The 14,045-nt window shown below is 45.7% G+C and carries 12 protein-coding genes; 7 read left to right on the top strand and 5 right to left on the bottom strand.

All coding sequences use genetic code 11. From position 1 onward, the window contains the following. The first annotated feature begins 361 nt into the window (after positions 1-361). Positions 362-1,243 carry a KPN_02809 family neutral zinc metallopeptidase gene (ypfJ, locus tag ACRBG0_RS14945; RefSeq protein WP_431487669.1) on the top strand — a complete coding sequence of 294 codons (882 nt, stop codon included), beginning with the start codon at positions 362-364 and terminating at the stop codon, positions 1,241-1,243. 44 nt (positions 1,244-1,287) lie between these two features. Here the strand turns inward: ypfJ and ACRBG0_RS14940 are convergent, their stop codons facing one another. Continuing rightward, positions 1,288-2,400 carry a DUF4407 domain-containing protein gene (locus ACRBG0_RS14940; RefSeq protein WP_431487668.1) on the bottom strand — a complete coding sequence of 371 codons (1,113 nt, stop codon included), beginning with the start codon at positions 2,398-2,400 and terminating at the stop codon, positions 1,288-1,290. A gap of 449 nt (positions 2,401-2,849) precedes the next feature. Beyond that, complete coding sequence (locus ACRBG0_RS14935) at positions 2,850-3,542, bottom strand: hypothetical protein (protein WP_431487667.1); 693 nt, start codon at positions 3,540-3,542, stop codon at positions 2,850-2,852. Between the two features lie 161 nt (positions 3,543-3,703). On the opposite strand from ACRBG0_RS14935, the gene ACRBG0_RS14930 reads away from it, so the two are divergent. Together ACRBG0_RS14930 and rimO are read left to right on the top strand one after the other, a co-directional pair. Continuing rightward, positions 3,704-4,243 (top strand): exonuclease domain-containing protein, encoded by a 540-nt coding sequence (locus tag ACRBG0_RS14930; RefSeq protein WP_431487666.1) that lies wholly within the window; start codon positions 3,704-3,706, stop codon positions 4,241-4,243. Between the two features lie 37 nt (positions 4,244-4,280). Then, positions 4,281-5,594, top strand: coding sequence for a 30S ribosomal protein S12 methylthiotransferase RimO (gene rimO, locus ACRBG0_RS14925; protein WP_431487665.1), 1,314 nt, complete (start codon positions 4,281-4,283; stop codon positions 5,592-5,594). Positions 5,595-5,684: 90 nt separating this feature from the next. Here the strand turns inward: rimO and ACRBG0_RS14920 are convergent, their stop codons facing one another. Next, positions 5,685-6,518: a hypothetical protein gene (locus ACRBG0_RS14920; protein WP_431487664.1), complete on the bottom strand. Its 834-nt coding sequence runs from the start codon at positions 6,516-6,518 to the stop codon at positions 5,685-5,687. Positions 6,519-6,724: 206 nt separating this feature from the next. Here ACRBG0_RS14920 and ACRBG0_RS14915 point away from each other — a divergent pair, with 206 nt between their 5' ends. Beyond that, positions 6,725-7,663 (top strand): phosphoribosylaminoimidazolesuccinocarboxamide synthase, encoded by a 939-nt coding sequence (locus ACRBG0_RS14915; protein WP_431487663.1) that lies wholly within the window; start codon positions 6,725-6,727, stop codon positions 7,661-7,663. 48 nt (positions 7,664-7,711) lie between these two features. On the opposite strand, the gene ACRBG0_RS14910 is transcribed toward ACRBG0_RS14915, so the two are convergent. After that, complete coding sequence (locus ACRBG0_RS14910) at positions 7,712-8,911, bottom strand: NAD(P)-dependent oxidoreductase (RefSeq protein ID WP_431487662.1); 1,200 nt, start codon at positions 8,909-8,911, stop codon at positions 7,712-7,714. 72 nt (positions 8,912-8,983) lie between these two features. Between ACRBG0_RS14910 and ACRBG0_RS14905 the strand changes: the two genes are divergently transcribed. The 3 genes from ACRBG0_RS14905 (at position 8,984) to ACRBG0_RS14895 (ending at position 13,209) form a co-directional block, all read left to right on the top strand. Next, a complete protein-coding gene (locus ACRBG0_RS14905; protein WP_431487661.1) occupies positions 8,984-10,444 on the top strand; it encodes an SLC13 family permease in 1,461 nt (486 codons plus the stop codon). Positions 10,445-10,815: 371 nt separating this feature from the next. Continuing rightward, a complete protein-coding gene (recQ, locus tag ACRBG0_RS14900; protein WP_431487660.1) occupies positions 10,816-12,951 on the top strand; it encodes a DNA helicase RecQ in 2,136 nt (711 codons plus the stop codon). A gap of 132 nt (positions 12,952-13,083) precedes the next feature. Continuing rightward, a complete protein-coding gene (locus ACRBG0_RS14895; protein WP_431487659.1) occupies positions 13,084-13,209 on the top strand; it encodes a transposase in 126 nt (41 codons plus the stop codon). Between the two features lie 435 nt (positions 13,210-13,644). Here the strand turns inward: ACRBG0_RS14895 and ACRBG0_RS14890 are convergent. Next, positions 13,645-14,045, bottom strand: a 401-nt coding sequence (locus ACRBG0_RS14890) for a T9SS type A sorting domain-containing protein (RefSeq protein WP_431487658.1), incomplete at its 5' end; no start/stop codon positions are given.

Here is a 14,045-nt window from a genome sequence, read left to right as displayed (position 1 = left end):
ACCTCTATCTTCCTTAGAAGAATGAATAAAGCCAACTGCTACGATCTAGCATGGGCCCAAAACACCACACAAACCACTGACAATCAACCAATAAAACAGACTTTACTTACGGCTCAAAGCCTAATTAGAAATAAAAATAAGTACTGGCAAACAATGGTTTTCCTACCTTTAGGGCGGTCAATCGGCTGTATGTCTTAATTTTATACCGACCTTAAAGTGGTTTGGCTTCGCTGCTCCTTTGGGGTGGGCTTTTGCCCAAGCTACTTAATTGTCGGGATAGCTATCATAAATTGTCGTGACCGATTCACGCGATGCTAGTCTAAAAAACCGATTAGTCAATCATCACTTAAAAAATCATACTATGCGTTGGCAAGGCAGAAAAAAAAGTACGAACGTAGAAGACCGTCGTGGCGGTGGCAGTTCTACTGGCCGTAAAGTGGGTGGAAGTTTTGGAATAGGTACTATTCTAATCGTCATCTTTGCACTTATCATGGGTAAAAACCCAGCAGATTTATTACAAATATTCAACGGTGGTGGCATGGCTTCCGCTCCTACAGAGAGCACCAATGGCCCTGTAACCACAGGTAATGCCGCCGAAGATGAGTTGGCGGATTTCGTCTCTACTGTACTTGCGGATACAGAAGATGTTTGGACAGATCTCTTTCCAAAGCATTTTGGTAAACCCTACCAAAAACCAACCCTGGTTTTGTTCAGTGGAGAAACCGTCTCTGGCTGTGGGCGCGCAAACGCAGGTACCGGCCCCTTCTACTGCCCAGGAGATCAAAAACTCTACATTGATCTGAGTTTCTACAATACGCTTAAGAATCGCTTTAAAGCTCCTGGAGATTTTGCGATGGCTTATGTTCTCGCCCACGAAGTGGGGCACCATGTACAGTATCTACTAGGTATCACACAACAGGTAGATCAACTTCGTGGCCGTGTTCCTAAAGCGGAATACAATGACAAATCTGTACGCTTGGAGCTAATGGCTGATTTCTTCGCTGGTGTTTGGGCCCATCACGGCCAAAAGAAGCGCAACTTCCTCGAAGAAGGAGATATCGAAGAGGCTATTCGTGCAGCAGGAGCTGTTGGAGATGATAACATTCAAATGCAGTCTCAAGGCTATGTTGTTCCGGAATCATTCACCCACGGCACAACGGAGCAGCGGCAGCGCTGGTTTGCCAAAGGGTTGAAGACTGGAGACTTAGGTCAAGGGGATACTTTCGCAGCGAACCCGCTGTAAACCATTAGAGTAGCGTCGTGATGCATCACGACGCTACCCTAATATCACGCTTCGTATTTCCAACCACCATTGCGCAGTTGATCGAGTTGCTTTTGGATGTCCGCATCAATTTCTGCTTTCCGCAATTTGATATCGGATTTCGTCTGGTGGAGACCCACCTCTGTTTTTTCTCTTATCCGATTAAACACTTCACTTTTTCGAACATCCATGCTTTCGGTGGCAGCTAACTCAAACTGCTGCTCGTGTTCGGCGAGGATATAATCATAAGGACTACGCGGCGAAATCAACTTCACCAGAATCGGGGCCGTTTCCACGGCAACAAACAACAACATCACAAATAAGCTGGCCCAATGGATCGCTTCACTCTGTTGTGCCAAGCGTGCCAAAGCCTCCGTACGTGCTGCCAAGCCACCAAAAGCGCCGCGCTCGAGGGTTGATATATCGGTAGCAACTTGCGCTTGCAAAGCAGTAATCGCAGTCGTTTTTTCGACAATTAGAGGTTGATTAAGGGCCAAGGTTTGATCCAATTCTTGCTGTGCCTGATCTGCATCCGCTTTCTTTGCGCGATAAATAGGGCCCATGTTCCGTATTTCTGACCCACCACTACCATCAGCTTCTTGTAGGGCAGCCAGCGCTTTGGCGTCACGAGCACTGGTTTTCGCATCTATTTCTGCCTGAAGGCGTAAGACATCTGCTTCGTAAACTGCTATCTGAGGTGCATAACGTTCTTGTATCCGGTCTTCCTGCTCTTTGTATTTCTCCTGCTCCATGATCAATACCTCGGAGTTGATCTCTTTTTCAAATATCTTTAATTCCAGCGGTTTAGAAATCATAAGCGCCAGAAGGATTGCCAATGCCAAACGTGGTAAGGCCATTCCCAGGTTACCAAAAAAGCCTCGCTTGCTTTTCATACTGGAAACAATGTAGCGGTCGAGGTTGAAAATCATCAAGCCCCAAACGGTACCAAAAAGTACCGCTGCCAGCCAACTATCAAAAACAGTAAACAAGGCATAAGCCGAAGAGAAGAAGGCCAACACACCTGTAAAGAAGACGGTAGCACCAATCCCCAGGTATTTGTTTTCATCTGAGGGGCACTGCTTTAGTATTTGCTGATCAATACCTGCACAAAACAGGAAGAACTGTTTCAAATCGTTCATAAGCCGGGCATTTTGAAGAAGCACAAGGGTGCAACTGTAGTACCTTGGAAACTAAATTCTTGACAGTCCAAGTTTCATTCTTTTGCCGCTACTCTTCGTTGGAGACCCCCTTACTTAGCTTAAGCTATGCGCGGGAACCTCCGCCTTGATTAGCAACAAAATAACTTCAACTTAACTATCAGTAACTTAATTTCCGAGGCACTAGTGATTAAGAATACTGTTTAAGATATCTGCGTAAAACTTTCTCCAAATAAAGGCTGTATGAAGGACTTGCGTAAGAAAATTAGATAAAGCTGGATGGAATTAAGATAAAGAGTAGTAGGAACAGCACGAAAATAAAAAGCGATTTTGTTTTTCACAATAGTTGAATAAGCGATTCATTTTAAGCGTTTTAACTATTTGGAAAACTTAAAAAAAATCGCAGTTTATTTTCTGCGCAATACTATCGTCTATTGATCAAAGCGAAAGCCCAAACGAACCCCTGCATGGTATTGCAGTAAACTGCTTTCTGACTCCACTTTTACAGGAAGCCCCAAGCCAGCTTCTTGCCCCAAGGTAGACCAAGTCAAGGATGGATAGTAACGTGCACCAACCATTGGAGTTATAGTTAGCAAATCGGCGATACCAAGATCAATCCCCAGCGCTACACCGATACTAAAACCAGCATCATCAGCGGTGTACTCCTCTCCTATTGCATCATTGTTGATGCTAAAATCAAAAGCACTGTACCCAGGGGATAGTTGTAGAAAAACGCCTTTTTGAAAACCTGGGCCTTGCTTAGAAAAGGTAGGACAGTCACAATCCCCTTCCAAGTCAAGAAAATAGATGTTGGTATTAAAGAAAAAATGGAAAGCCTGCGCACGGGTATCGAGTGAAGTGAATTCACCTGCGATTGTTTGCTCCTGGGTACTATAAGCTATCGTGGGTAAAAATTCGATACGAGCATTGGGCAACCGAAACCAGTAATCCAATCCTGCCTGCCAACCGGTTCCTGGTAGGTCAATCGATTCTTCATTGGTACTCAAGGGCGTATACTCCCACTTTTCGGCCTGACCACTGAGGTAATGGCCAGATATACCAAATTGTGCGTGAAGAGAAATAGAAAGCATGAAAAACAGTGCGAGATAAATACTGCGGCGCATAAGGCTGGTTTTAATATGATGAACTAACGTTTTATTTTGAGTATTATTTCTATACCTTAAACCCTATACACCTCTAATAGGCATTCGTTCAATATATCTCTGGAAACTTTATCCTATCTCATATGGTTCTATACCAATCACTTTTTTAAAAAGAAAAAAACATGGCACTCGATTTTACCAAAATCATCGTTATTGACCTGGAGGCCACCTGCTGGTCGGGCAAAAGCCCCAAAGGCGTACACCATGATGTCATTGAATACGGTGTGGCAGTGCTAGAAGTAGCAAGTGGCAATATCCTTGCGAACGAAGGAATCCTAGTCAAACCAACCACTTCCACCATTAGTGAGTTTTGCACCCAATTGACCACTATCACCCCTGAAATGGTCGCCGAAGCACCTTCTTTCGCTGATGCCTCCCAGTATTTGAAAGATAAATACCAAGCCAACCGCCACCCTTGGGCCAGTTACGGAGCGTATGACATGAATCAGTTGAAACGGCAATGCTTAAGAGAAAAAGTCTCCTTCCCGTTAAGTCAACAGCACCTCAATGTGAAAGCGCTTTTTGCTTTACGCCATCAACTCCCTCACCCGGTTGGTATGGATGCAGCATTGAAACAATTGGATATTCCATTGGAGGGAACACATCACCGGGGCATTGATGATGCACGGAATATTGCCAAGATATTGCGACAGCTATTATAATCGACTTATCTTTGCAGCCTTAAATCGAGGCAGCCTGATGAAGACTAAAACGTTACGACAAGACAAGGTTAATGTGATCACCCTGGGGTGTTCTAAAAACCTGGTGGATTCTGAGGATTTGATTACCCAATTGCAAGCCAATGACTACGAGGTCGTTCATGACAGCAATGAGGAAGACGCCAATGTCATCATTGTGAATACCTGTGGCTTCATTGACTTGGCAAAGGAAGAATCTGTCAACACTATCCTTCAATATGCTGATGTGAAAAAGCAAGGAGGTATTGACAAACTGTATGTTACGGGCTGCTTATCGCAACGCTACAAGGACGATCTCGAAAAGGAAATCCCGGAAGTTGATGCCTATTTCGGCACGCTTGAACTTCCTGGCTTGCTCGCCAAATTGAATGCTGATTATAAGCACGAACTCATCGGCGAGCGGGTGCTTACCACCCCTCAGCACTTTGCTTACCTCAAAATCAGCGAAGGTTGTAACCGTACTTGCTCTTTTTGTGCTATTCCGCTGATGCGGGGCAAACACGTGAGTAAGACCATCGAAGCCCTCGTAAAAGAAGCAGAAAACCTCGCTCGCATCGGCGTCAAGGAACTGATGCTCATTGCGCAAGAGCTTACCTATTACGGCCTTGACATTTACAAAGAACGCCAGCTGCCCCAACTTTTGCACGCACTAGCTGCTGTCGAAGGTATCGAATGGATTCGCCTCCATTACGCCTACCCTAGCAAGTTCCCACTGGATATTTTCACCGCTATGGCGGAACTCCCACAAGTCTGCAATTATCTCGACATCCCTCTTCAGCACGCTAGTGATACGGTATTAGAGCGCATGCGCCGTCAGATTACGCAAGCCGAAACCCGCGAACTGATCGCCGAAGCTCGCCAAAGGGTTCCCGGCATTGCCATCCGTACTACTATGCTGGTTGGCTTTCCTGGAGAAACAGAGGAGGAGTTTCAGCAGCTTTGTGACTTTGTTGAAGATATGCGCTTCGACCGTCTGGGTGTATTCCAATACAGTCATGAAGAAGATACTCGTGCCTACGACATGGAAGATGACGTACCTGCTGAAGTAAAAGCAGAACGAGCAAGCCGCCTGATGGAAATCCAGCAGTCAATCTCCCTCGGATTCAACGAAGCTAAAGTTGGAAAAACATTCAAAGTCCTCTTCGATCGCAAGGAAGGTGAGCACTTTGTTGGCCGCACCGAATTTGATTCTCCAGAGGTCGACAACGAAGTGCTTGTCTCTGCCAAAGATCAATATGTTCGACTAGGAGACTACGCCCAAGTACACATTACCGACGCCACGGATTATGATCTGATTGGCGAGGTGGTGGTTTAATCACGGTTATCCAAGGCAAAAGGCAAAAGCAAAAAGGCAAATTCATGAATTTGCCTTTTTGCCTTTGCCTTTTTGCCTTTGCCTTTTGCCTTACTTAAAACCCTGGCTCAAATCACAGCCAACGATCATCAGTTTCAGCACATTTGGTGGGCCTTCATATCCTCGTTTCTCATAAGCATCTACTACGGCGATACGATCCTCAAATGGGCTTTCAAAGTAACCTAAAGCTTGGGTACCTAGCGCCATGTCGTATTTCCCAAACACATGAGAAAGGATGATCTTTTTCCCTACACCTTGCTCTGTGATTTCCAGGCGATGCTCTGCCACTACATCCACATCAAAAAGATCATTGTGAGTCATCTTATTAAGTCCCTTGAAACGGTAAGGCCGTTGCGAAGCGACCCAAGGCATCCCGTAAAATTGGGTGCCATTCCCCCCACTGATCTTGTGTTCTAGTAGTAATTCGTTATACCTGTCTTTATTTTTTTCCCAAACGGTACTAAAGTCGATACTTGTATCCTCCGATTTAGAGTTAGGTTGTTCGCTCGCTTTGTAGGTATCTTTCAACACTTGCTTGTCTGTTTTGGTATCCTGAACAATTAAGTGAAGCGTATAATTGATGACAGCTTCGCCGGGTTCTTCCAATAAGTAAGCAAACTTTCCATCAGCCGACCACCCTATTGGATAGATGGTTTCTTCCAGGCAGCTATACTTGGAAGTACACAAGCCATTCAGCATTTCAGGCGTAAATTCGACCCGCTGATCCTTTGGAAAGCCGTCGTTAATAGCCACACTACGCGCCTGTATAGCCGGCTCTTCGACAGAATCACCCTCTACTTCCGTTACTTCTTCTACTGGCTCGGCCAGACTAGTTGGTGTTTCGCCTAGCAATTCACTCTTATCTCCAACTACATTTTCTTGCACTTTATTTGTAGATTTATCTCCACAACTAGTTAATAAACAAATACTTAATAAAAAAAATATTAACTTAAAATTCATGAATGAAAAATATTTTATCAATGATCAAAGTATCTTCTCAAAAGTCAAATAACAGAAACTTTTTGAAAGGTAAGATTTTTAGCGCAAAATAAAGTTGCTACCTTCGCAGCATCAACAATTGGGAAATAATCATGCCTGCACAAGCTCTTGACGCTACTCACTTCGAACTCCCCGGCCAGACAGCCTTCTATCAAGGAAAAGTACGTGATGTATACACTATTGAAGATTTGCTGGTGATGGTCGCCTCAGACCGGATTTCGGCCTTTGATCATATTCTTCCCAGAGCGATCCCTTACAAGGGCCAGGTCCTTAACCAGGTTGCCACACATTTCCTGGAGGCTACCCGCGATATTTGCCCCAATTGGCTGATTTCTTCTCCCGATCCTAATGTTGCTATCGGGCACGCTTGCTCTCCCTTTCGGGTAGAAATGGTTATTCGTGGCTACCTTGTAGGCCATGCCTGGCGAGAATACAGCTCCGGGAAAAGAACACTTTGTGGTGTAGCATTACCAGATGGAATGGTTGAGAATCAAGCTTTCCCTACTCCTATCATCACCCCCGCGACCAAAGCAGAAGAAGGCCATGATGAAGACATTAGCCGCGAAGAGATCATCGCCCAAGGTATCATCGCGGAAGAAGATTACCTGCTGTTGGAAAAATATACACGGGAACTCTTTCAACGTGGTACCGAAATGGCCGCTCAACAAGGACTTATCTTGGTCGATACCAAGTACGAATTTGGCAAAAAAGACGGCAAAATTTACCTTATCGACGAAATCCACACCCCCGACAGCTCCCGCTACTTTTACGCTGATGGCTATCAAGAACGGCTGAGCCGGGGCGAAAAACAAAAACACCTCTCCAAAGAGTTTGTCCGGGAATGGCTTATCGAAAATGGTTTTCAGGGCCTAGAAGGGCAATCCATGCCCAACATGCCTGACGACTTTCTCGACAAAGTTTCTAATCGTTACATTGAACTCTACGAACAGATTACTGGTCAGACCTTCCATAAAGCAGATACAGACGATATCGTCGAACGGGTAAAAGAGAACATCATAGCCGCACTTTAGCGCCGTCGTGCTGGATTTTTTAACCCCAGCACGACGGAACATTCGCCCCTATCCCTCTACAAAATCCAATAAATAGCCAAATTGTGGCCCCAAGCGCCCGTGGCGCGCAATAGTTGCCCGCTCAATCATGGCGCTGTTAGGTGCCAAAATATGCGGAATGACCTGCTCTATATACATCTTCCCAAATGCAGTAGAAGCATCACGCGGCAACTCACTAGGCAGATTATCAATGGTCATCATATCAACCCCTCCTTCCTGATAAGGCGCCGTCTCTTCTCCCGTTTGAGGATCATAACCAAATACAGGATCGGCAATAGTAGATGCTCGCAGCGTTGCAGGAATAGATGCTACCGGCGCTATATCACAAGTAACATCAGCAATGACACTGATATTAAAATCAGGGTTGGCCATATCCTCTTTCGTGAAAAACGCTGGCGCTCTATTATCCCAATAGATACCATTGATCATCATATCGGCTTGCTTGAAATACGGCTGAAAAGCAGACACGTATTGCTCAGGGTGCTGATAAAAATGAAGCTTATCAAAAGGATCGCCATCCTTATGTTTTAGATAATCTCGACCTACCAATTGCGTATAAATCGGTTCATCGTAAGTCTCCCGCAGAAAATCGCGCGGCGACACTTGGTGAACACCCATATCCTCCAATACCTGCGCCGCACCAGTAGAAACCCGCCCTGTTCCTGTGAGTACAATCTTCATCGGCGGAAGCTGCAATTCAGCATAGACCTTCTTTGCTGCTGCGTAATCGTAAAGGTCTTTCATCCTGGGTAGCTCAAAGCTCCCCGTACGCTTGGCATAAGTCCAAAAACCATTATGCGCTCCAACCACCCCGGCAAAATAACCAAAGGCAATGATTCTACGCCCCAAGTTATCGGTCATCACTTCATAATCAATCAGATGGATGTGTTTATTTAGTACTGCTTGAAGTAAAGGGCGGTTATAAATCTGCTGCTTGTGGGTATGTGAGAAAAAGCTGTAGGTTTTTCCTGGAATCAACTGATCTTTTGGTACCTCCTTCACCCCCAACAAAAGGTCGCAATCTCCTAAATACTCCTCTAGCGGTACACCTGCTGCAACATATTCTTCGTCTTTAAAGATCCGTATTGGCGAAGGCTGCACCACTACGTTCAAGCCGTATTCTGAACGCAGGTAGGCACACTGCTTTGGATCAAGGGGGACTCTGGTATCGGGCGGCACTTTGCCTTCCCTGATAATTCCTATTTTCATGGTTAAGTTTGGTTAATAATGGGAGAAAATTACAATTTGTCGCTAAGATAGTATTCCTTAACTTCATCCCCTATGAAGAAGATCGGTCTGTTTTTAGGTATTGTCATTTTTGGAGGAATGCTGCTGTCTGGCACCGCCTTGGGTTTACCTGCCCCAGCGTGGCGAGTGCTTGCCATTGCTGCCCTTATGCTTATTTGGTGGATCAGCGAAGCCGTGCCCATCCCGGTTACAGCATTACTCCCGATGGTCCTACTTCCTGCTCTGCAAATTTATGACATGAAGGAGGCCGCAGCCCCCTATGCCAGCCCTATCGTCTTTCTCTTCATGGGTGGTTTCATGCTAGCCTTAGCTATGGAAAAATGGCAACTCCACCGACGTATTGCCCTCAACATCGTACGTGTCACGGGCACCAACGCCAACGGCATCATTCTCGGCTTCATGCTCGCTACGGCCTTTCTAAGTATGTGGATCAGCAATACCGCTACCACCGTCATGATGCTACCTATTGGCGTTTCCGTTATTGACCTTCTTCGCAGAGGCCGGGAAAACGACCTTGCTTCCTCCGCTGGCAACAGTGCTTTTGCTATCAGCCTCATGATCGGCATTGCTTATGCCGCAAATATTGGTGGCACCGCTACCATTGTAGGTACTCCTCCCAATGTCGTGTTGGCCGGTTTCATTGAACGCACTTACGACATACAGATCAGTTTTGCCTCTTGGACCGCTTTTGCATTTCCTTTTGCTTTGCTACTTCTCCTTATTACCTATTTCTTACTCACGCGCTTTATCTTCCGCAATGGCCTCGGCACTTTTGCTGGCGCTCAACAACTGATCCGTACTCAACTCAAAGAGCTAGGAGCCATCTCTTTAGCAGAAAAAAGAACCCTCATCGTCTTTGCCTGTACCGCAATGGCATGGATTTTCCGAACACAGATCAACCTCGTCCTTGGTCTAGCAAAAGGCGATGGCCAGCTCGAACTTACAGATCCCATGATCGCCATATTTGCCACCATAGCCCTCTTTGTTTTTCCCGTCAATTGGAAACAAGAACAATTCCTCCTGGACTGGGCCGATACTCAGCGTCTTCCCTGGGGCATTTTACTACTCTTTGGCGGTGGCCTCAGCTTAGCCGATGGCCTCAAAGCTGTAGGGCTTATCGATCTTATCGGAGCACAATTCTCCGACGCCAGTATCACCGGATTCTGGATCATCCTCGGCCTCACTGCTGTCAGCCTTTTCCTCACCGAAATCATGTCCAATGTTGCACTCGTCACCGTCTTTTTGCCCGTAGTTGGTGCAGTAGCGCTGGGTATGGACATCTCTCCCCTACTCCTTTGCATTCCCGTTACCCTGGCCGCTAGTTGTGCCTTCATGCTACCTATGAGTACGCCACCCAATGCCATTGTTTTCGCCAGTGGTCACCTCCGAATCGCCGATATGGTCAAAGCTGGCATCTGGCTCAACCTCATCGCCATCGCCCTCATCACGGCCCTCAGTCAATGGATTTTACCGTGGTTTTTTGCCGGAGGCTAGGCCTGTAATCATACGTTCATTTGGGGCTATGCCAACGCCTTTACCCTCCGGGATTGCAGGCTTGGCACCAGGCTATCCGTTCCGCCTTACGGACGTCTCTTCTATCCTTTATCCTTGCGGCCTCCGGCCCCCGACCTCAGCTATACGCTTCGGGACTTAATTAAACAAAAAAAGATTAAAATATTTATTTCTCACAAAATTGTTTTATTATTGTAACTTAGTATTAGAGCTAAAACAAGGTGCGCCAATTTGTTTTAAGGTTTAGTAAGAAAAAGAACGCAACCTTCCTTTGGTCAGTTGCTTATCTTTTTTACTAAACCCAAATTGGATCACCCTATTTTTATACGCTCACTTAAACAGCGATTAGCAGGATGAATTTAGACAATGCGCGCCAGGCCCTGAAGCAATACTTCGGCTATGATGAATTTCGCCCCATGCAGGCAGAAATCATTCAATCCATTTACGAAAAGAAGGACAACCTCGTCCTCATGCCTACCGGGGGCGGCAAATCCATGTGTTTCCAGATTCCTGCTATCACCATGGAAGGTACAGCCCTCGTGGTTTCCCCCCTCATTTCGCTCATGCAAGATCAGGTCGAAGGCCTACGTGCCAATGGCGTCAAAGCTGCTTTTTTAAACAGCTCGCTTGACAGTAATGAGCTACGCCTCGTTGAAAACGATTTCTTTGAAGGCAAGCTTGATCTCTTATACGTATCTCCAGAAAAAGTTTGTTCCGCAGATTTCCTTCCTCTCCTTCAGCGAGCACCTATCTCTTTATTTGCTATCGACGAGGCGCATTGTGTCTCCTCTTGGGGCCACGATTTTCGCCCAGAATATACACGGTTGCGTTTTCTAAAGCAGCAGTTCCCAGGAGTTCCCATGGTTGCGCTCACTGCTACTGCCGATAGAATTACCCGTGATGATATTGTTCAACAATTACAGCTTACAAAGCCCAACATTTCATTGGCCTCCTTTGATCGTCCCAACCTCAGCCTTGAGGTACGGCCAGGTCAGCGGCGTAAAGAACAAATTATCCAATTCATTAAGCAACGCCCTGAAGAAAGTGGTATTGTTTACTGCCTTAGCCGTAAAAGCACAGAGAAGATAGCCGCAGACTTGCAAAAGGCAGGTTTCAACGCCAAAGCTTACCACGCGGGAATGGAATCAACAGAACGCGCCAAAGTACAAGATCAATTTCTCAAAGACGATGTGCCTATCATCTGTGCCACCATTGCATTTGGTATGGGTATTGATAAGAGTAACGTCCGTTGGGTGATCCACTTCAACCTGCCTAAAAACCTGGAAAACTATTATCAGGAAATCGGGAGGGCAGGCCGCGATAGTGCTCCGGCAGCTACCATGCTTTTTTACAGTTATCAGGATGTTATGATGCTGACGGAAATCCTCAAGAAAAATGAAAGTGAGAATCTAGAGGTCCAGCTCGCCAAGCTCGATCGCATGAAACAATACGCCGAGAGCATGGCTTGTCGGCGACGAATTTTACTCAACTATTTCAACGAGGATCATAAAGAAAATTGCGGCAACTGTGACATTTGCAGTAATCCGCCACAAGCATTTGATGGCACCCAATTAGCTCAAAAAGCACTTTCTGCGGTGTACCGTCTTCGCGAGCAAGTAGGCCTGGGCTTACTCGTCGATATTCTTCGAGGTTCTGGCCGCAAAGACATCCGCGACCGTGGATACGACCAGATAAAAACTTTTGGGGCAGGCCGCGACATTCCCACCTTCACCTGGCAAAACTATCTTTCTCAGCTCATCAACCTCGGCTATCTTGATATCGCTTATGACCAGTATGGCGTGTTACGGCTTACACCTGCTAGCCAACGGGTACTCTTCGAAAAAGAGACCGTCGAACTCGTTCGCCCTGCTACACTGAAAGAACGTAGAGAAAAAGAGAAAGAGCAAGTCAAGAAGAAATCCAAAGCGGAAAGGGTTCGTGATGAGCTCTTCGAATTGCTACGGCAACTCCGCCGCAAACTGGCCCAAGAAAAGGGCGTACCTCCATACATTATCTTCTCTGATGCTACGCTCGAAGAAATGGCAGCCACAAAACCTGTCAGTGATGCAGAGTTAAAAGCTGTTTCTGGTGTCGGTGACCGTAAGCTTCAGCTTTACGGTGATGCCTTTATGGAAGTCATCCTAGAATACCAAGCACAAAAAGGCCAAGCAAAAGTCGGCAGCTCTCATTTGGTCACCTATGAACTCTTTCAACAGGGTAAAACCATAAGTGAAATAGCAGAACAACGCAATATCAAGGATACCACGGTCTATACACATATCACTGCTTGCTACCAATCTGGGAAACCCTTAGATATTCATCGGCTTGTTAGTCCCGAAATTATTAGCCAAGTAGAGAAAGGCCTCCCCTATTTGGAGAAGCCTATTAAACTAACTGCCGTTCACGAACTCTTCGATGGAGAGGTTGCCTACGAGACTTTACGCCTAGCGATGGTACACCTTCAGGTCACTGGTGTTTATCAACAATAAAAATCACTTCACCTTTGATGGCCTTACGAATTAAGATGTTTTGCCTAAAATACGCTAATCTATATTTTGTACTTACCCCCAATTTTCGAACCAGCGGCTTAGTTGATATTTTAGTGCAAAACATTTCACTAAATGAAGAAGTTTCGTCGCAGGTTTTCCGTTGAGTTTAAACTAAAAGTAGCCTTGGAAACTCTCAAAGAGCGTCAGAACCTGAACGAACTCGCCCAAAAACACCAACTTCATCAGAACCAGATATAGAAATAGAAGACGGACTTTTTAGGTCAAGCACTTGAGTATATGAAGCACTATTCAAAATCATCAAAACCTAAGGATGACATTGAGGAAGAGTAGTTTTATGCCAAGATTAGACAGCTTCAAGTAGAACTAGACTTTCTTAAAAAAAGCTCTCTTGATGGATAAAGCAAGACGCTATGAGCTTGAGCTACTTGACCCATCGGTTGATTTGAGTATTCGACGACAGTCAATGCCTTTGAGCATCCCTCGTAGAAATTTCACTATACAAGCCTAGATATGAAAGTCAACTGAACTTGTATTTGATGGACTTAATCGACCGTCAGTCTATGAAATGTCTCACAAAACACAAAGAGGCGCTTCCTTTGCAGGAAGCGCCTCTCTTGTTGTATATAATGTCATAGAACCCTTACAAAAGCAAGGGTTCTAATCTATTCATTATTACTTAACAGCAATCATGGTCTTAGTCGCCGTGAATTCGCCAGCAGTAACTGTGTAACTTAGTACACCAGTTGCGCCTTGAACTTGGCTCTTAGAAACATTGATAGTGTTATATCCAGCAGCGTAATCACCACGTAGAACTGTTAGTACACGACCGCTAGCATCGTTGATAGTCAACGTTACTTCCGCATCCTGTGGCAAGTTGAAACCGATCAAAGTTTCTACCGCGAATGGGTTAGGTGTGTTCTGGAACATTTCGAAACCTGCAGCAGCAACCTCTCCGTTAGAGAAGTTAACACCTACGTTCATGGTATTACCATTTCCGTATGCTTCAGCTGCTGTGTAACGGCTAGATACGTTGATGATGTCGCTCAAGTCAGCATCTGCCGTTGGGCGGATTA

This window comes from Lewinella sp. (assembly GCF_050633125.1).
GTDB lineage: Bacteria > Bacteroidota > Bacteroidia > Chitinophagales > Saprospiraceae > Lewinella.
The sequence above is the reverse complement of the archived record's forward strand: the minus strand, read 5'-3'. Positions and strand labels throughout refer to the sequence as shown.

Excerpts from the sequence above, each read along its gene's own strand:
- ypfJ (WP_431487669.1), top strand. The coding sequence starts at position 362 with ATGCGTTGGCAAGGCAGAAAAAAAAGTACGAACGTAGAAGACCGTCGT.
- ACRBG0_RS14940 (WP_431487668.1), bottom strand. The coding sequence starts at position 2,400 with ATGAACGATTTGAAACAGTTCTTCCTGTTTTGTGCAGGTATTGATCAG.
- ACRBG0_RS14935 (WP_431487667.1), bottom strand. The coding sequence starts at position 3,542 with ATGCGCCGCAGTATTTATCTCGCACTGTTTTTCATGCTTTCTATTTCT.
- ACRBG0_RS14930 (WP_431487666.1), top strand. The coding sequence starts at position 3,704 with ATGGCACTCGATTTTACCAAAATCATCGTTATTGACCTGGAGGCCACC.
- rimO (WP_431487665.1), top strand. The coding sequence starts at position 4,281 with ATGAAGACTAAAACGTTACGACAAGACAAGGTTAATGTGATCACCCTG.
- ACRBG0_RS14915 (WP_431487663.1), top strand. The coding sequence starts at position 6,725 with ATGCCTGCACAAGCTCTTGACGCTACTCACTTCGAACTCCCCGGCCAG.
- ACRBG0_RS14910 (WP_431487662.1), bottom strand. The coding sequence starts at position 8,911 with ATGAAAATAGGAATTATCAGGGAAGGCAAAGTGCCGCCCGATACCAGA.
- ACRBG0_RS14905 (WP_431487661.1), top strand. The coding sequence starts at position 8,984 with ATGAAGAAGATCGGTCTGTTTTTAGGTATTGTCATTTTTGGAGGAATG.
- recQ (WP_431487660.1), top strand. The coding sequence starts at position 10,816 with ATGAATTTAGACAATGCGCGCCAGGCCCTGAAGCAATACTTCGGCTAT.
- ACRBG0_RS14895 (WP_431487659.1), top strand. The coding sequence starts at position 13,084 with ATGAAGAAGTTTCGTCGCAGGTTTTCCGTTGAGTTTAAACTAAAAGTA.